Raw genomic sequence first — 16,376 nt, 5'->3', positions numbered from 1 at the left:
TCCTGAATGCTGACTGTGCCCCGTAGATGGGGGCGAAAGACAAAAGACCAAGGGAAGAGTCACCCGACGGGACAAGCACGCCACCCCATGCCGGTCGGGTTGTCCCCCAGGGCACGGCGGATCCGGCTTCGCCGGTCCGCCAGTGCCGCCCCCTGGGGGGCGCGCGTCAGCGCGTAGGGGGGGCTACCCCATTGCGGATTCCAGCGTGTTGGCCAGCAGCATGGTGATGGTCATGGGACCGACGCCGCCCGGGACCGGGGTGATCCAGCCGGCCACTTCCGAGACACTGGCGAAATCCACGTCGCCGCACAGCTTGCCTTCGTCGTCGCGGTTGATGCCCACGTCGATCACCACCGCGCCGGGCTTGACCATGTCGCCGGTCAGCGTGTTGCGGCGGCCCACCGCGGCCACGACCACGTCGGCCTGGCGGGTGTGATAGGCGAGGTCGGGCGTTCCGCTGTGGCACACCGTGACCGTGGCGTTGGCCTGCAGCAGCAGCAGCGCCATCGGCTTGCCCACGGTATTGCTGCGGCCGATGACCACGGCGTGCTTGCCGCGCAGGTCGTAGCCGGTGCTTTCGATCAGCTTCATGCAGCCGTAGGGCGTGCACGGGCGAAAGCCGTCCAGCCCGGCCATCAGTTCGCCGGCGCTCAGCACCGAGTAGCCGTCCACGTCCTTGCGGGTGGAGATGGCCTCGATCACCTTGTGCGGGTCGATGTGCCTGGGCAGGGGCATCTGCACCAGGATGCCGTGGATGGCGGGGTCGTGGTTGAGCAGGTCGATCCGGGCCAGCAGCTCGGCCTCGGTCATCGTGGCCTCGTACTTTTCTAGCACCGAATGGAAGCCCGCGTCGTGGCACGCCTTGACCTTGTTGCGCACGTACACGTGCGAGGCCGGATCCTCGCCCACCAGGATCACCGCCAGGCCGGGACGCTTGCCCTGGCGCGTGAGTTCGGCGGCGCGCTGGGCGATGTCGGAGCGGATCTGCTTGGAGAGTTCGTTGCCGTTGATGAGGCGTGCGGGCATGGCGGTCTGAAGGCAAAGAGGAGTGGAGGAACGAGGGCGCGGACGCCTGGGGCATTTTAGCGCACGGGGGAGGAGCAGGCGGGGCGGGATATTCCTGTCCCGCAACGAATAGGCAAGCGTCTTTGCGGGAGGCCGCATGCGAAGCCAACCCTGGAAGTCTGTGATTTATAAGTTACTATTGCCATGTTCAGCCTGGTTGAGATCCTCCGCTACCAATGTTCCGATGGCAGCGTGCCCTTCGATGACTGGTTGACCCACGTCCGCAGCGATAGAGCACGAGCGCGCATGGCCATACGGGTTCGTCGGCTATCGATGGGAATCTGGGGGGACGCCCGGTCAGTCGGTCATGGCGTGGTGGAACTGCGCGAGGATGAGGGAGCAGGATATCGCCTTTACGTGGGAAGGCATGGTTCTGCCGTCGTCGTCCTGCTGTGCGGGGGGGACAAGCGGACCCAGCAGAAGGACATCGTCCGGGCGTACCATTTTTGGGCCGATTGGAAGAAGAGGAATTCATGAGCGCGGCAAAATACGCGGCCTCGGTGTCGCACCGGGATGCGCTGATCGCCGAATTGCGGGCGGATCATGCCTTCGCCGTTGAATACCTGAAAGCGGCACTGGAGGAAATGGAGGACTCGCGGCACCGCTCGGTGGGCTTGCTGGCATTGCGCGATGTGGCCGAAGCCTATGGTGGCCTGGCGGCCGTGGCGCGGTCGGCGGGCATGACGCGCGAGGCGCTCTACAGGGCCTTGTCGCCCAACGGCAATCCCACGTTGAAGACGCTCATGGCCGTCCTGGAGGCGATAGGTATGCGTCTTTCGGCATCGCCCGCGCGGACGTTGCCCAGGTAGCCGCCACGGTCCTAACCGGCGGGCAAGGTTTTTTCGACCGCCTTCATCACCCCCGCCACGGCCCGGTCCCCATCCTGTCCGGACGCTTCCAGGCCAGCCGCCACGCCCCGCCGGTCGGCCTCGCTGCGGTTCTGGCTCATCTTCCACTTGGCCCGCAGCCGGGCGATGGGCATTTCCAGCCCGACGATGGCCGATAGCCGTTCTTCCAGGAAAGCGGGCGGCGCGTCGCTCATCTTCCACGGATCGTCGCGTCCCTGTTCGAACATGCGCGTCAGCCGGCCCACCACGCCCGCCACCCAGCGCGGATCGTCATGGACGATGAGACGGCCATGGGCATGCACCACGGCGTAGTTGTAGGTGGGCACCACCTCATGGGTGGTGCGCTTGGTTTCGTACAGGCTGGGCGAGACGTAGGCGCTGGGTCCCTGGAAGACGGCCAGGCTCTCGGCCTGGGTATCCGCCAGTTCCCGCCAGACCGGATTGGCCCGCGCCACGTGGCACAGCAGCGTGCCGTGCGGACCGCGGTCGGGGTCGAGGATGAAGGGCAGGTGATTGGTGTCCAGCCCCTGTGGCCCCGCCGTCACGAGCATGCCGAGCGGACAGGCGCGTATCAGGTCGCGGATCCTGCCGGCATCGGTCTGCTCGAAATGCGGTGGCAAATACATAGTTGGCTGGGTATCGGGCGGCGGGTTATCCCTGCGGCCGATGATGCAGCGCGACCTTCATCAGGTCCGCCACGGTCGTGACCTGCAGCTTTTCCATGATGTTGGCGCGGTGCGCCTCGACGGTCTTGATGCTGATGCCCAGGTCGTCCGCGATCTGTTTGTTCAGGCGGCCGGCCACGATGCGCTCCAGCACCTGCTGCTCGCGCACGGTCAGCCGGGCCAGCAGGGCCTCGTGGCCGCGCCGGGTGGCATCGTCCGCCGCGCGGGAGTGGGCCTGTTCCAGCATGTTGGCGATGATCTGGCGCAGGTCGGCTTCGTTGAAGGGCTTTTCCAGGAAGTCCACCGCGCCTTTCTTCATGGTGGAGACCGCCATGGGCACGTCGCCGTGGCCGGTGACGAAGACGATGGGCAGGGCGGACTTGCGGGCGAGCAGTTGTTCCTGGAGCTCCAGCCCGGTCATGCCCGGCATCCGCACGTCGGCGATCAGGACGCCGATCACCTCGGGATCGTACTCGGCCAGGAAACGTTCCGAACTCTCGTAGGCCCGTACCCGGTAACCGTTGGCTTCGAGCAGCCATCGGAGAGAATCTCGCACGGCTTCGTCGTCATCGACAATGAAGACCGTGCTGGATTGGGGCGTATTGCTCATCAGGTAAGCTCCTTGGGTGCGGATTCCAGTTCGGGGGCCGGTCCGGTCGGCAGGATCGGACGTACCCACGGAAGCGTGAATTTGAAGATCGTGCCTCCGGCGGGGTTGGCTTCGGCCCATAGCCGGCCATGGTGGAATTCGATGATCGTGCGGCAGATGTTCAGGCCCATGCCCATGCCTTCCGACTTGGTGCTGTAGAAAGGCTCGAACAGCCGTTCGGGATCGGCCAGTCCGTGGCCGGTATCGGTGACTGCCACTTCTACCATGTCCTCGCGCACGTTCGCTTCCACCAGCAGTTCCCGCCCGGCTGAATCCTGCATGGCCTCCAGGCCGTTTTTCAGCAGGTTCAGGACCACCTGTTCGATCAGGATAGGATCGGCAAGAACGTCCGGCAACTGTTGGGGTATTTTTTGAATGATATCGATCCGCCGGGTCCGGGATTCGATCCCGGCAAATCCGGCCGCATTATCCACGATCGTGGGCAGGCTCACCCGCTGGCGCTTGGGTTCGCTCCGCTTCACGAATTCGCGTATGCGGCGGATGATCATACCTGCACGCTGGGCCTGTGCGGTGGTTTTTTCCAGGGCCGGAAGCAATTTGGCCGGATCGGTATCGCCGGCGCGTACCAGCGCCACCACGCCCATGCTGTAGTTGTTGATGGCCGTCAGCGGCTGGTTCAGTTCGTGCGCCAGCGACGAGGCCATCTCGCCCATGGTGATCAGGCGGCTGGTGAGCTGGATCTTCTCCTGCTGGGCGCGGGAGGCTTCCTCGGACGCCCGGCGCTCGGTGATGTCGCGCGCCACCTGCATCCGCACCCGGCGCCCGTCCACCCATTGCAGCATGCGGTGGCGCACCTCGAACCAGCGGTGGGTGGAGGAGGAATACACCTCGATCGCTTCATCGGTGAAACGGCCGCGCCGGCCGGCGGACAGTTCGTCATGGCCGGTGGGCTGCGAGCCGAGCACGCGCCGATAGGTCTTGTTGGCGAACAGCAGCTCCGAGCCCTTGGGCGTCTCGGCCGTGACCGAGATGGCGTCGTCCAGGCCTTCGAGCACCGTCATGAAGCGTTCGTGGGCGGCGGCCAGGGCTTCGCGGATGCGCTTGGGCTCGGTGATGTCGGTCATGGACGTCATCCAGCCCGTCTGCACGCCGCGCTGGTCGAGCAGCGGCGACACATACATGCGGGCGAAGAAGATCGATCCGTCGCGCCGCTGCGCCTCCATCTCGAAGCCGCTGCTGGGGGCGTTGCCCGACAGCAGCATCTCGGTGTTGCGCCACTGGGCGGCGTGGTCGCCCTGGGGCCAATAGGGGTAGGGCGGCGGGCGTCCCAGCAGGTCGGCCTCGTCCCAGCCCATCATCCGGCAGAAGGCCGGGTTCACATAGGTGATGCGGCCTTCCATGTCCAGCACCCGCATGCCGGTCAGCATGGAGTTCTCCATGGCGCGGCGGAAGGCGGTCTCGGCGATCAGGGCCTCCTCGGCCTGGGAGCGGAAGCGGGTATGGCGCCACAGCGCGAACAGGCTCCATATGATGACCGCCGACAGCGACACCACCACCCAGACCAGCATGGTCTGCGAGGTGTCCGTCTGCGTGCGGTAGCCGCGCGCGCTCAGCATCATGCCGTTGCCCGGCGGGTCCAGCGGCACCTCATAGGCGTTGATGGCGCCCTTGTCCGCGCGCGAGGACGAGGACACCAGCGGCATCTCGTTGCCGTCCAGGATGGATACCTTGTACTTGTGCTGGGTCTCCTGGGGGATCAGGTTCTGCAGGATGGCGTCCACCGAATACACCGTGGCCAGGGTGCCCAGGAAGCGCTCGTCCTGGAATACCGGCACGTACAGGTCCAGGTAGACCTCGTTGTACTGGCCGCGGTAGGGGCGGGAATACGCCGGCCGGTGTTCGTCGCGGGCGATCTCGAAAGCGCGGAAGGCTTCCGGTTCGGCCGCGCCCGGGGCGCTCATGCGGAAGGTCTGGCCGGCGCGCCGGTCGGGCGTCGAGATCCACACCGCCTTGCGGTCGGCGTTGATCCAGGCCACGTGGATGATCTCGGGATGCTCCACCAGGAGTTCCCGGGCGTCGTCCAGGAAACGGCCCTCGGTCATGTTGGTGCGCACCAGGTCGCGTCCCAACGCCCCCATGCGGTCGCGCGCCGCCAGCATGCGCAGGCGCATGGATTGCTGCGCCCAGTCGACGTCCCGCACCAGCGTGCCGTAGCGCTGCGCGTCGTCGCGGGCATCCAGCCACCACAGGATGGAGCCCATGACGCAGACGAACAGCCCCAGCGCGATGGCCGGAGTCAGCCAATACCAGCTACGCCGGCGCAGGCGCCCCAGATCCTTGAACGGGGCGGGAATATTGGAAGGATGAACGGTAGACATGAAGAAAGTTTACGCACAGTGGCGCGTCCGGAGACCCGCTGGTTTTATTGCAGCGCAGAATGCTTTTATTCGGGTTTCGTGCTAGATTTCACATTGTGGTAAATGATATCGCAAAGCGAAATTTTTATTGCATGGAAGGCTTCCTGCCTTCTAGAATCGCGCCGGAGTTGCGAGGGCCCTAGTTTTACATAGGCGAAGGCCGCCAACAGCGACTTAAACCCTCGGATGGCTACGAGCCGTCCGGATGTCACAGAGACTCAGGAGACAGGCATGTCCGCTCTTCCCCAGGTCGGGGCCGGTATAACCGCCGCCAACGACGAAGATACCCTGGAAACCCAAGAATGGCTCGACGCCCTGGAAGCGGTCCTGGATCGCGAAGGCCCTGAGCGCGCGCACTTCCTGCTGGAGCGCCTGATCGACCTGGCCCGCCGTTCCGGCGCCTACATCCCGTTTTCGCCGAACACGGCCTACGTCAATACCATCCCGACGCACATGGAGCCGGCGCATCCGGGCAAGCTCGACCTGGAAAACCGCATCCGCTCGTACATCCGCTGGAACGCGATGGCCATGGTGGTCCGGGCCAACCGCCTGCATCCGGCCGACGGCGGCGACCTGGGCGGCCACATCGCCTCGTTCGCTTCGCTGGCGACCATGATCGAAACCGGCCAGAACCATTTCTGGCATGGCGAAACCGAAAGCCGCGGCGGCGACCTAGTCTATTTCCAGGGCCATTCCTCGCCCGGCGTCTATGCCCGCGCCTTCCTGGAAGGCCGCCTGTCCGAAGACCAGCTCAACCATTTCCGCCAGGAAGTCGACGGCAAGGGCCTGTCGTCCTACCCGCATCCCAAGCTGATGCCCGGCTTCTGGCAGTTCCCGACCGTCTCGATGGGCCTGGGCCCCCTGATGGCCATCTACCAGGCCCGTTTCCTGAAGTACCTGCACGCCCGCGGCATCGCCGACACCAGCAACCGCAAGGTCTGGGTGTTCTGCGGCGACGGCGAAATGGACGAACCTGAATCGCTGGGCGCCATCAGCCTGGCCTCGCGCGAGAAGCTCGACAACCTGGTGTTCGTCATCAACTGCAACCTGCAGCGCCTGGACGGTCCGGTGCGCGGCAACGGCAAGATCATCCAGGAGCTGGAAGGCGAGTTCCGCGGCAGCGGCTGGAACGTCATCAAGCTGATCTGGGGCGGCTACTGGGATCCGCTGCTGGCGCGCGACAAGGAAGGCATCCTGCGCCAGATCATGGAAGAGACCGTCGACGGCGAATACCAGGCCTACAAGGCCAACGACGGCGCGTTCGTGCGCGAGAAATTCTTCGGCAAGCACCCCAAGCTGCTGGAGATGGTCAGCCGCATGAGCGACGACGACATCTGGCGCCTGAACCGCGGCGGCCATGATCCCCACAAGGTCTTCGCCGCGTTCGACGCCGCGCAGAAGAGCCAGGGCCGCCCGACCGTCATCCTGGCCAAGACCATCAAGGGCTATGGCATGGGCGCCGCCGGCGAGTCGCGCAACCCCGCGCACCAGCAGAAGAAGCTGGACGACGACATCATTCGCGCCTACCGCGACCGCTTCAACATCCCGGTGCCGGACGACAAGCTGGGCGACCTGCCGTATTTCAAGCCGACCGACGAATCGCCGGAAATGAAGTACCTGCACGAGCGCCGCCAGGCCCTGGGAGGCTACCTGCCGCACCGCCGCCAGAAGGCCGACGAGCACCTGCCCGCGCCGGCGCTGTCGGCGTTCCAGGCCGTGCTCGATCCCACCGCCGAAGGCCGCGAGATCTCGACCACGCAAGCCTTCGTCCGCATCCTGACGCAGCTGCTGCGCGACAAGACCCTGGGTCCGCGCGTCGTGCCCATCGTGCCCGACGAGTCGCGCACCTTCGGCATGGAAGGCATGTTCCGCCAGATCGGCATCTACGCCCACGAAGGCCAGAAGTACGTGCCGGTGGACAAGGCCCAGGTCATGTACTACCGCGAAGCGGAAGACGGCCAGATCCTGGAAGAGGGCATCAACGAAGCGGGCGCGATGAGCTCCTGGATCGCCGCGGCGACCTCGTACTCGTCGAACAACCGCATCATGGTGCCGTTCTACATCTATTACTCGATGTTCGGCTTCCAGCGCATCGGCGACCTGGCCTGGGCCGCCGGCGACATGCAGGCCCGCGGCTTCATGCTGGGCGGCACCGCCGGCCGCACGACGCTCAACGGCGAAGGCCTGCAGCACGAGGACGGCCACAGCCACCTGATGTCGGCCACCATCCCCAACTGCGTGTCGTACGACCCGACCTTCGCGCACGAGCTGGCGGTCATCATCCAGAACGGCCTGAAGCGCATGGTGGAAGACCAGGAAAACGTCTTCTACTACATCACGGTCATGAACGAGAACTATGCCCAGCCCGGCCTGAAGACCGGCGACGAAGCGGGCATCATCCGCGGCATGTACCAGTTGAAGAAGAGCGAGGCCAAGGCCGGGCATCGCGTCCAGCTGCTGGGCTCGGGCACCATCCTGCGCGAAGTCATCGCCGCCCAGGAACTGCTCGAGAAGGACTGGGGCGTCGCCGCCGACATCTGGAGCGTGACCAGCTTCACCGAGCTGCGCCGCAACGGCCTGGACGCCGAGCGCCACAACCTGCTGCATCCGACCGAGAAGACGCCGCAGGTCGCCTACGTGACCGAAGCGCTGGAAAAGACCGAAGGCCCGATCGTCGCCTCGACCGACTATATGAAGTCCTTCGCCGACCAGATCCGCCCGTTCATCCCCAAGGGCCGCACCTACAACGTGCTGGGCACCGACGGATTCGGCCGTTCCGACTTCCGCGCCAAGCTGCGCGAACACTTCGAGGTGGATCGCCACTTCGTCACGCTGTCCGCCCTGAAGGCGCTGGCCGACGAAGGCAAGATCCCCATGAAGAAGGTGGCCGAGGCCATCAAGAAGTACGGCATCAACCCCGAGAAAGCCAACCCCCAACACGCGTGATCGACGGCCGGGATGGGTAAGATAGGGCTGCGCCCTGTCTTGCCCCCGGCTGGCGCGCGTCTGTCTGCGGCGGCGCGCCGGATGGGTGTCCGGCTTTCTGGAGACTACAGAATGAGTAATGTGAGCGAGCTGAAAGTCCCCGACATCGGTGATTTCAGCGAAGTCGAAGTGATCGAGGTCCTGGTGGCCGTGGGCGACACGATCAAGGCCGAACAAAGCCTGATCACGGTCGAGTCCGACAAGTCGTCCATGGAGATCCCGGCCGCGACCGGCGGGGTGGTCAAGGCCATCAAGGTCAAGGTGGGCGACAAGGTCAGCGAAGGTACCCCGCTGATCGAGATCGAAGCCGCCGGCGGAGCCGTCGAGGCGCCCAGGCAGGAAGCGGCGCCGGCCAAGGCCGAAGCGCCCGCCGCGCCCGCAGCCAGGCAGGAAGCCGCGCCCCAGGCCGCGCCGGCCGCCGCCCCCGCGCAGGGCGGGGCAGAAGAAACCGTGGTGGTCCCCGACATCGGCGACTTCAAGGACGTCGAAGTCATCGAACTGTTGGTCAAGGTGGGCGACAAGGTTGCGGCCGAGCAAAGCCTGATCACCGTCGAATCCGATAAGTCGTCCATGGAAATCCCCACCTCGACGGCGGGCGAAGTCACCGCCGTGCTGGTCAAGGTTGGCGACAAGGTGTCCAAGGGCAGCCAGCTCGTCAAGGTCAAGAGCGGCGCCGCCGCCGCGTCTGCGCCGGCCGCCGCCAAGGCCGAGAGCGCCCCCGCGCCCGCCGCGGTATCCGCGGCGCCCGCTGCGCCGGCTCCCGCGGCCAAACAACCGCCCGTACCGGTCGATCCGGCCGTCGAACATGCGCAATCCAAGGCCCATGCCTCGCCGTCCGTGCGCAAGTTCGCGCGCGAACTGGGCGTCGATCTGGCCAGGGTGCCCGCCACCGGTCCGAAGGGCCGCATCACGCCCGACGACGTGCGCAACTTCGTCAAGAAATCGCTGGCCGGCGGTGCCGCCGCGGCGCCCGCGGCCGCCGGCGGCTCGGGGTCCGGGCTGGAAGTGCTGGCCTGGCCCAAGGTCGATTTCGCCAAGTTCGGCGACATCGAGGCCAAGCCGCTGTCGCGCATCAAGAAGATCTCCGGCGCCAACCTGCACCGCAACTGGGTGATGATCCCCCACGTCACCAACAACGAGGATGCGGACATCACCGACCTGGAAGCCTTCCGTGTCCAGCTCAACAAGGAAAACGAGAAGTCCGGCGTCAAGGTCACGATGCTCGCGTTCTTGATCAAGGCCGTGGTCTCGGCGCTGAAGAAATTCCCCGAGTTCAACGCCTCGCTGGAAGGCGACAACCTGATCCTGAAGAAGTACTTCCACATCGGCTTCGCCGCCGACACGCCCAACGGACTGGTGGTGCCGGTCATCCGCGACGCCGACAAGAAGGGTGTCCTGGACCTGGCTCGCGAGACCACCGAACTGGCCAAGAAGGCGCGCGACGGCAAGCTCTCGCCCTCGGAAATGCAGGGCGGCTGCTTCTCGATCTCGTCGCTGGGCGGCATAGGCGGGACCAGCTTCACGCCCATCATCAACGCGCCCGAAGTGGCCATCCTGGGCGTCAGCCGCTCCGCCATGAAGCCCGTCTGGGACGGCAAGCAATTCGTGCCGCAACTGACGCTGCCCATGTCGCTGTCGTATGACCACCGCGTCATCGACGGCGCCGCCGGCGCCCGCTTCAACGCCTACCTGGCCTCGGTGCTGGCGGACTACCGCCGCATCCTGCTGTAAGGAGCCCGAGATGGCGATAGAACTCAAGGTACCCGACATCGGCGACTTCAAGGAAGTCGAAGTCATCGAGATCCTGGTGGCCGTGGGCGACACCATCAAGGCCGAGCAAAGCCTGATCACCGTCGAATCCGACAAGTCCTCCATGGAAATTCCCGCCGAGCAGGGCGGGGTGGTCAAGGCCATCAAGGTCAAGGTCGGCGACAAGGTCAGCGAAGGCTCCGTGCTGCTCGAGATCGACGCCGCCGAAGGCGGTGCCGCTGCCAGCCCGGCCCCCGCTGTGGACACCAAGTCCCGCACCGGCTTCCCCAAGGTCGAACTGGCGCCCGCCGCCATGCACGAACTGGGCGAACCCACCTCCGACAAGCCGGATCCCGATCCCGTTCCGCTGCCCGCCGCCGCCAGCTTCGGCGGCAAGGCCGACCAGAGCTTCGACGTCGTCGTTCTGGGCGCCGGCCCCGGCGGCTACTCCGCTGCCTTCCGCGCCGCCGACCTCGGCCTGAAAGTGGCCCTGATCGAACGCTACGCCACCCTGGGCGGTGTCTGCCTGAACGTCGGCTGCATTCCCTCCAAGGCCCTGCTGCACACCGCGGCCGTGGTCGAAGAAGCCGCCAAGATGGCCGAACACGGCATCACCTTCGGCAAGCCCGAGATCGACCTCGACAAGCTGCGCGCGTTCAAGGACGGCGTCGTCGGCAAGCTGACCGGCGGCCTGGCCGGCATGGCCAAGGCCCGTAAGGTCACCGTCGTGACCGGCGTCGGCGCCTTCGTCGGCCCCAACCACATCGAAGTGCAGGGCAAGGACGGCAAACAGGTCATCCAGTTCGCCAGCGCCATCATCGCCGCCGGCAGCCAGTCCGTGAAACTGCCGTTCGCCCCCGAAGACGAACGCATCGTTGACTCCACCGGCGCGCTGCTATTGAAGAGCGTGCCCAAGAAAATGCTCATCATCGGCGGCGGCATCATCGGCCTCGAAATGGGCACGGTGTACTCCACCCTGGGCGCCAGGCTGGACGTCGTCGAAATGCTGGACGGCCTGATGCAGGGCGCCGACCGCGACCTCGTCAAGGTCTGGCAGAAGATGAACGAACACCGCTTCGACAACATCATGTTGAAGACCAAGACGGTGGGCATCGAAGCCAAGGCCGACGGCATCTACGTCACCTTCGAAGGCGAAAAAGCTCCCAAGGAACCCCAGCGCTACGACCTCGTGCTGCAGGCCGTCGGCCGCAGCCCCAACGGCAAGAAGATCGGCGCCGACAAGGCCGGCGTGCAGGTGGGCGACCGCGGCTTCATTTCCGTGGATTCCCAGATGCGCACCAACGTGCCGCACATCTACGCCATCGGCGACATCGTCGGCCAACCCATGCTGGCCCACAAGGCCGTGCATGAAGGCCACGTGGCGGCGGAAGCCGCGGCCGGCCAGAAGAGCCACTTCGACGCCACCGTGATCCCGTCCGTGGCCTACACGGATCCGGAAGTCGCGTGGGTGGGCCTGACCGAAGACGAAGCCAAGAAGCAGGGCCGCAAGGTCACCAAGGGCATGTTCCCGTGGGCCGCTTCGGGCCGCGCCATCGCCAATGGGCGCGATGAAGGGTTTACCAAGCTGCTGTTCGATGAAGAGACGCACCGGATCGTGGGCGGCGGCATCGTCGGTACGAATGCCGGCGACATGATTGGCGAGGTGGCTCTGGCGATCGAGATGGGGGCGGATATGGTGGATATCGGGAAGACTATCCATCCGCATCCGACTCTGGGTGAGTCGATCGGGATGGCGGCTGAGGTGGCGGAGGGGGTGTGTACGGATTTGCCGCCGGTTAGGAAGAAGTAGGGGTTGTTGTAGTTTGAAGAGAAGCCGCACTTTGTGCGGCTTTTTTATTTTTTAGAACGATGGGGAAGGGCGGAGATCCTTGTTGACGTAAAGAGTCTCCGGAGTTACAAAAGTTACTAAAAATGCTGGTTTGATCGTGCCTTCCATATGGAATGAGGATTTTAAGAGTGTTGGAAGGCCAAATGAGCGGCTGGAGTATTTCAACTAGGCGGGGCTTCACAGGGCGTTCGCGTGTGTTCAAAGAGGGGGCGTTGGCTCTGGATCGCGCATGTGTTGAGGTTCATTGTTTAGTGGAAGTGGCGTTCATTGCAGGGGCGATTGAAGGTTGTGCATTTTGTTGGTGATAACGAGCGCCATAGGCTAGAAACGGGCAATGAACGATTCGAACAGGCAGAGCAGTACATCCAGGACGCGTATGCGTTTACTGATTCTTGATGAAATGCGAACCCCTGTTGCAGGGGTTGATTGCCAACAATATTGCCTATGCCGGCTCAGTTCAGCTATCGAAGAACGAAGTCGATGATATCCGCTTCGCACAGCGCCAATTTCACTTGTCGCAACTGGGGGTGGAGCTTGCTTGTGGCAAGTGCACAGATCAATATGCCAAGAATATTGCAATTTCAGATCTTTGTGTGGCAGGTTTTCCAGAGCGGAAATTTGATTTTCCACTGCAGCCCCGGAAGTGTAAGAATATTGAGGTTGGAAATAAAATCGAGAAGAATCTCATGGCTTTGTCGGATCGTTTGTTTGAAGAAATGTGCCAACTTTCATCCGTCATTATGTGAGCCAGCAATAGGGATGCTTTTCCGAGAGATTGATGTGGTTTGTCTCGGCTTTTCTCACTGATTCGCTGTGCCTGGGCTTCATGTGACTGCTATCGGCCAAAAGCGGCCGCTGATGAGGGCAGCGATACAGCCGGAACTCCAGCCGGGTTGGGGCACAAGCACTCCGATAGGTAGCGTTACGGTGAACCAATGAAGTTAATCTTCACGGTTCCAAAACAACATAGAAGAGGATTTATGGCAGAAGTTGTTAACGTTGAAGTAGCTGATAGCACCGTCGCCTTAGCAGTGGATAAGAAGAAACTTGGCGAATTCATTTCTGGCCTACTCGGCCAGCCGCAGACGCTGGAAAGAAAGTTTGATAACTCCTTCTCTGCGGATCAGCAGTGGTTTATTCACTTCTTTTCGCTAATCCTCCAGCGCATACAACAGCAGAATGCACCTGAGCCGTTGGCGTTCGAGGTAACTATTCAGTACCGGGACAAGCTTGAGCGAAAATTAACTACTTGGCAGGCGTTTCAGCACTTCTCAGAGACTCAGAACATTATTAGCATTGGTGCAAAGTTTCACCTTGCCTTGCTCATCCAGTTTCCCACTAAGCAAATACCAGAGCGGCAAGAGTTAATCATTAGCTTCGACTCGGGGGACAACAGGCAGAGCTTCGCAGAAATCCTAGTCGGACGCAAACCAACGGTAGGGAGTGTCACGGTCGAGATTCGCCACACCGAACGCACGTGGGCAGACGATATACTCCGCCTCGTCGAGACGGAAATCAATGCTATTCAAGTCCCTGAGGGACGACTGAAGAAGGGGCTACGCGGATTTTTCTTCCCATTCATTAGCCTCTCATTTCCGCTCATGATGTTCGCCTCTGTGCTGTACGCGGAATTATCAACGCACGGGTCCAGGGCAGAAGCTAAGGAGAAAATTCTTGAGGTAGCCACCAATAGCAAGCCAGACCTTCAAAGCCTTCATGCAAAGGTAGACGTTTTGCTGGCTGAAGCATCGAGGAGTACCGATAGTAAGCTTGCCGTTGCATCGATACTGATTTACTCCTTAATGTTCGCGGTCCTAGTGTTCTTTGCGGGCGTCTCTTTAGCGAGGCCAAATCCCTCGTTCGTCGTGCTCTCGCCGGCGGCGGCCAAGAATAGAGTCGAAACGCTAGAGCGGTTGAGACGGAAGAACTTGTGGCTACTGATATCGATGCTCGCCAGCGTTGCACTTGGAGTAGTTGGAAATTTTGTATACGACCACATTAAGTAGCATGCTCTTTTCAGCGTGGCCCCCTTTCATCGGGAGGATGTCCCCGGCAAGCCGGGCACTGCCTCACAGGTCAAACGCTGAACGGCAGCTTGGCGGAGTGGTGAGTTTCCGCTATGGGTCGAAAGCAGTCATTGACAAAGGGGCAACCCAATATTGATCCATGTGGGCACTGCGGACGTAAGAGGGTATCCCGCCCTCGATTACGCAACTGGCTATTGCCGCACGGTCTTGAAGAGATGCTTGTAGTACATCGTTTTCTCTTCAATGCACAAGAACCCTGTTCAGAGCATGCTTGGCTGTCGCCTGCTTGACATGCTAGGCCATCTGCTTGCTCATGGTCATTAGTCTCCAACTATCGCGTGAGCAAATTTTCGATTGGCTCTACATTGCACCTGTCTGTACTACAGCATTCACCGTTGCCCGGTCAGCAAGGCTCCTATAGGCCAAGAACGCACTACTATTGGCCGGCGTTCATGTATACGATACGCATCGCAGCACCGATCGACCATCAGATGAAGAACTCAGACATCGGAGGCTCCTATGAGCGGTTACTACGACTTGAAGCGTAGCGGTGATCAGTACATGTTCAATCTAAAAGCCGGCAACCACGAAGTCATTCTTACCAGCGAGCGTTACACCGCCAAAGCGAGCGCCTTGGGTGGCATTGAGTCGGTGCGTAGGAACTCCCCGAGCGACGCAAGATATCAACGCAAGACGGCATCCGACGGTTCGCCCTATTTCACCTTGACGGGAGCGAATGGCGAGGTCATCGGGCGCAGCGAGATGTACTCGGGTACGTCGGCACGGGACAATGGCATTGAGTCGGTCAAGGCCAAGGGGCCCACCCCCACGGTGAAAGACAATACTTGAGTGGTTGCTGCGGCAGTGTTGGCTGGTTTTCGTAGGGCCGGCGTTGCCGCAGTGTCGATTTGATCAAGCGTTGCGCGGCCAGCCGGTGCGCAAGCGGGATGTCAGAGCCGAATGACAACCGCGTAGAGATCCAACGCCGCGAGTGCGACGTTCAGAAACAGCAGCCCGCGCTCGCGTAGCAGGATCGCGTATAGGCCGAGGCAGATATGGCCGGCCAGGAATCCGCCGAATATCAGCGGTGACGATGCGCTCTCTGGCTGTACGGAAATCGCGATGGCCCCGCCGATCAGCAGGAGATTCGCTACATAAATCGCGAGCTGCGGGGTGCTGGCGAATGTTCGCCGGGGTGCGGTTTTCTCGCCCGCGGCGTGGACGATCCGCGCGCGACCGCAGTTCGGACAGGAGGCCGGAGGGGCGAGATGAACGGTCTGGGCGGAGGGCGATGCCATGTGTATCCTCGAAGCAGTCGAATAGACGGCGCATGGCCACGGGGCAGTACGCCGCTTTGCCTGCATTGAGTGGCGGGAGTCGGGGCGCCGGTTCCTCCAAGGACTTCTTGCCAATGAATACTGCTCAAACCGATTGTTTCGCCGATCAAGGGTATGTCCGGTTGGAGGGCTTTCATCCGCGTAAGCGGATGATGGCTGTCCGGCAGAAGCTGCTTGATGAACTCAAGCGCGTGTCCGAGGGAAAGGGCATGCCCGCCTCGGTGCGCGGGCTGCCTGTTTTCCAGCAGATCGGCAAGTTGTCTTCGCTTGTCAGGCTGCCTGGGCTGCACGAATCGCTGGTTACCCAGGCGTTGCTGGCCGAGGTGACCCGACTGGCCGGACGGATGCCGAAGGTTGTCCAGGATGTCGAACTGTTGCTGTCGCCGCCCCGTCAAGGCGCCTCGACGCTGCAAGGTTTGAACTGGCATGTGGACGTGGCGGCGAAGCCGCCAGGCCGCTTGCCCGGGATACAGGCATTTTTCCTGATCGATGACGTGGCTGGCGGGGGTGGGGGAACGCTGGCGCTGGCCGGATCCCATCGTGTCGATATGCAGCCGGATGGGGCGTCGTCCCGGCTACGCCGGATATTGAGAACGGCGGAGGATCTGGAGCGCGAGCTCGATGGCCTGAAGGTCAGGGTCGTCGAGATGTCCGGGCGTGCGGGCGATGTCTTCCTCATGGACATGCGTCTGCTGCACACCCCGTCGGTCAATTCGGCTCAGCATGTGCGGATGATGGCGACATCCCGCTGCTTCCTCGACCCCTGAGGCCGCTGGCTTATTCGATCTTGATATGGGCCTTCTGGATCACCTCGCCCCAGAGCC

14 protein-coding genes are annotated in these 16,376 nt (G+C 62.7%); 9 read left to right on the top strand and 5 right to left on the bottom strand.

What is annotated here, in order from left to right; translation table 11 throughout:
* Window positions 1-183: 183 nt before the first annotated feature.
* A complete protein-coding gene (gene folD, locus AC1Q6E_RS19660) occupies window positions 184-1,026 on the bottom strand; it encodes a bifunctional methylenetetrahydrofolate dehydrogenase/methenyltetrahydrofolate cyclohydrolase FolD (protein ID WP_152797113.1) in 843 nt (280 codons plus the stop codon).
* 183 nt (window positions 1,027-1,209) lie between these two features.
* Between folD and AC1Q6E_RS19655 the strand changes: the two genes are divergently transcribed.
* Both AC1Q6E_RS19655 and AC1Q6E_RS19650 read left to right on the top strand, forming a co-directional pair.
* Entirely contained in the window at window positions 1,210-1,542 is a 333-nt protein-coding gene (locus AC1Q6E_RS19655; protein ID WP_492573365.1) for a type II toxin-antitoxin system RelE/ParE family toxin, read from the top strand.
* Window positions 1,539-1,874: an addiction module antidote protein gene (locus tag AC1Q6E_RS19650; RefSeq protein WP_152797109.1), complete on the top strand. Its 336-nt coding sequence runs from the start codon at window positions 1,539-1,541 to the stop codon at window positions 1,872-1,874. Before AC1Q6E_RS19655 ends, AC1Q6E_RS19650 begins: the two co-directional genes overlap by 4 nt.
* Before the next feature lie 11 nt (window positions 1,875-1,885).
* Here the strand turns inward: AC1Q6E_RS19650 and AC1Q6E_RS19645 are convergent, their stop codons facing one another.
* The 3 genes from AC1Q6E_RS19645 to AC1Q6E_RS19635 are packed head-to-tail and all read right to left on the bottom strand — an operon-like array spanning window position 1,886 to window position 5,566.
* Entirely contained in the window at window positions 1,886-2,539 is a 654-nt protein-coding gene (locus AC1Q6E_RS19645) for an FMN-binding negative transcriptional regulator (protein ID WP_492573364.1), read from the bottom strand.
* A gap of 25 nt (window positions 2,540-2,564) precedes the next feature.
* Window positions 2,565-3,188: a response regulator transcription factor gene (locus AC1Q6E_RS19640; RefSeq protein WP_152797105.1), complete on the bottom strand. Its 624-nt coding sequence runs from the start codon at window positions 3,186-3,188 to the stop codon at window positions 2,565-2,567.
* Window positions 3,188-5,566 (bottom strand): PAS domain S-box protein, encoded by a 2,379-nt coding sequence (locus AC1Q6E_RS19635; RefSeq protein ID WP_152797103.1) that lies wholly within the window; start codon window positions 5,564-5,566, stop codon window positions 3,188-3,190. The genes AC1Q6E_RS19640 and AC1Q6E_RS19635 overlap by 1 nt, the downstream gene beginning before the upstream one ends.
* 270 nt (window positions 5,567-5,836) lie before the next feature.
* Here AC1Q6E_RS19635 and aceE point away from each other — a divergent pair, with 270 nt between their 5' ends.
* From aceE to AC1Q6E_RS19605, 6 genes are all read left to right on the top strand, one after another.
* Window positions 5,837-8,551, top strand: a complete 2,715-nt coding sequence (aceE, locus tag AC1Q6E_RS19630; RefSeq protein ID WP_492573363.1) for a pyruvate dehydrogenase (acetyl-transferring), homodimeric type — start codon at window positions 5,837-5,839, stop codon at window positions 8,549-8,551.
* A 111-nt stretch (window positions 8,552-8,662) separates the two neighbouring features.
* A complete protein-coding gene (gene aceF, locus AC1Q6E_RS19625; protein WP_296558989.1) occupies window positions 8,663-10,321 on the top strand; it encodes a dihydrolipoyllysine-residue acetyltransferase in 1,659 nt (552 codons plus the stop codon).
* A 10-nt stretch (window positions 10,322-10,331) separates the two neighbouring features.
* Window positions 10,332-12,149: a dihydrolipoyl dehydrogenase gene (gene lpdA, locus AC1Q6E_RS19620; protein ID WP_492573362.1), complete on the top strand. Its 1,818-nt coding sequence runs from the start codon at window positions 10,332-10,334 to the stop codon at window positions 12,147-12,149.
* Window positions 12,150-12,583: 434 nt separating this feature from the next.
* The gene (locus AC1Q6E_RS19615; protein WP_492573361.1) at window positions 12,584-12,934 is read left to right on the top strand and encodes a hypothetical protein; all 351 of its coding nucleotides are present in this window, start codon (window positions 12,584-12,586) and stop codon (window positions 12,932-12,934) included.
* Window positions 12,935-13,123: 189 nt separating this feature from the next.
* Window positions 13,124-14,194, top strand: coding sequence for a hypothetical protein (locus AC1Q6E_RS19610; protein WP_492573360.1), 1,071 nt, complete (start codon window positions 13,124-13,126; stop codon window positions 14,192-14,194).
* A gap of 540 nt (window positions 14,195-14,734) precedes the next feature.
* Window positions 14,735-15,064, top strand: coding sequence for a YegP family protein (locus tag AC1Q6E_RS19605; RefSeq protein WP_492573359.1), 330 nt, complete (start codon window positions 14,735-14,737; stop codon window positions 15,062-15,064).
* A 101-nt stretch (window positions 15,065-15,165) separates the two neighbouring features.
* On the opposite strand, the gene AC1Q6E_RS19600 is transcribed toward AC1Q6E_RS19605, so the two are convergent.
* Window positions 15,166-15,513 (bottom strand): hypothetical protein, encoded by a 348-nt coding sequence (locus tag AC1Q6E_RS19600; protein ID WP_492573358.1) that lies wholly within the window; start codon window positions 15,511-15,513, stop codon window positions 15,166-15,168.
* A gap of 113 nt (window positions 15,514-15,626) precedes the next feature.
* On the opposite strand from AC1Q6E_RS19600, the gene AC1Q6E_RS19595 reads away from it, so the two are divergent.
* Window positions 15,627-16,319, top strand: coding sequence for a phytanoyl-CoA dioxygenase family protein (locus tag AC1Q6E_RS19595; RefSeq protein WP_492573357.1), 693 nt, complete (start codon window positions 15,627-15,629; stop codon window positions 16,317-16,319).
* Window positions 16,320-16,376 lie beyond the last annotated feature (57 nt).

Source organism: Pigmentiphaga sp. MLSB6-MA01 (genome assembly GCF_058793475.1).
Note: the sequence above shows the minus strand (reverse complement) of the source record. Positions and strands in the feature narration are given on the sequence as shown.

Coding starts and splice junctions, on each gene's coding strand:
- AC1Q6E_RS19595 (WP_492573357.1), top strand. CDS start 15,627: ATGAATACTGCTCAAACCGATTGTTTCGCCGATCAAGGGTATGTCCGG.
- aceF (WP_296558989.1), top strand. CDS start 8,663: ATGAGTAATGTGAGCGAGCTGAAAGTCCCCGACATCGGTGATTTCAGC.
- AC1Q6E_RS19610 (WP_492573360.1), top strand. CDS start 13,124: ATGAAGTTAATCTTCACGGTTCCAAAACAACATAGAAGAGGATTTATG.
- aceE (WP_492573363.1), top strand. CDS start 5,837: ATGTCCGCTCTTCCCCAGGTCGGGGCCGGTATAACCGCCGCCAACGAC.
- AC1Q6E_RS19635 (WP_152797103.1), bottom strand. CDS start 5,566: ATGTCTACCGTTCATCCTTCCAATATTCCCGCCCCGTTCAAGGATCTG.
- AC1Q6E_RS19615 (WP_492573361.1), top strand. CDS start 12,584: ATGAAATGCGAACCCCTGTTGCAGGGGTTGATTGCCAACAATATTGCC.
- AC1Q6E_RS19650 (WP_152797109.1), top strand. CDS start 1,539: ATGAGCGCGGCAAAATACGCGGCCTCGGTGTCGCACCGGGATGCGCTG.
- AC1Q6E_RS19605 (WP_492573359.1), top strand. CDS start 14,735: ATGAGCGGTTACTACGACTTGAAGCGTAGCGGTGATCAGTACATGTTC.
- folD (WP_152797113.1), bottom strand. CDS start 1,026: ATGCCCGCACGCCTCATCAACGGCAACGAACTCTCCAAGCAGATCCGC.
- AC1Q6E_RS19600 (WP_492573358.1), bottom strand. CDS start 15,513: ATGGCATCGCCCTCCGCCCAGACCGTTCATCTCGCCCCTCCGGCCTCC.
- lpdA (WP_492573362.1), top strand. CDS start 10,332: ATGGCGATAGAACTCAAGGTACCCGACATCGGCGACTTCAAGGAAGTC.
- AC1Q6E_RS19645 (WP_492573364.1), bottom strand. CDS start 2,539: ATGTATTTGCCACCGCATTTCGAGCAGACCGATGCCGGCAGGATCCGC.
- AC1Q6E_RS19655 (WP_492573365.1), top strand. CDS start 1,210: ATGTTCAGCCTGGTTGAGATCCTCCGCTACCAATGTTCCGATGGCAGC.
- AC1Q6E_RS19640 (WP_152797105.1), bottom strand. CDS start 3,188: ATGAGCAATACGCCCCAATCCAGCACGGTCTTCATTGTCGATGACGAC.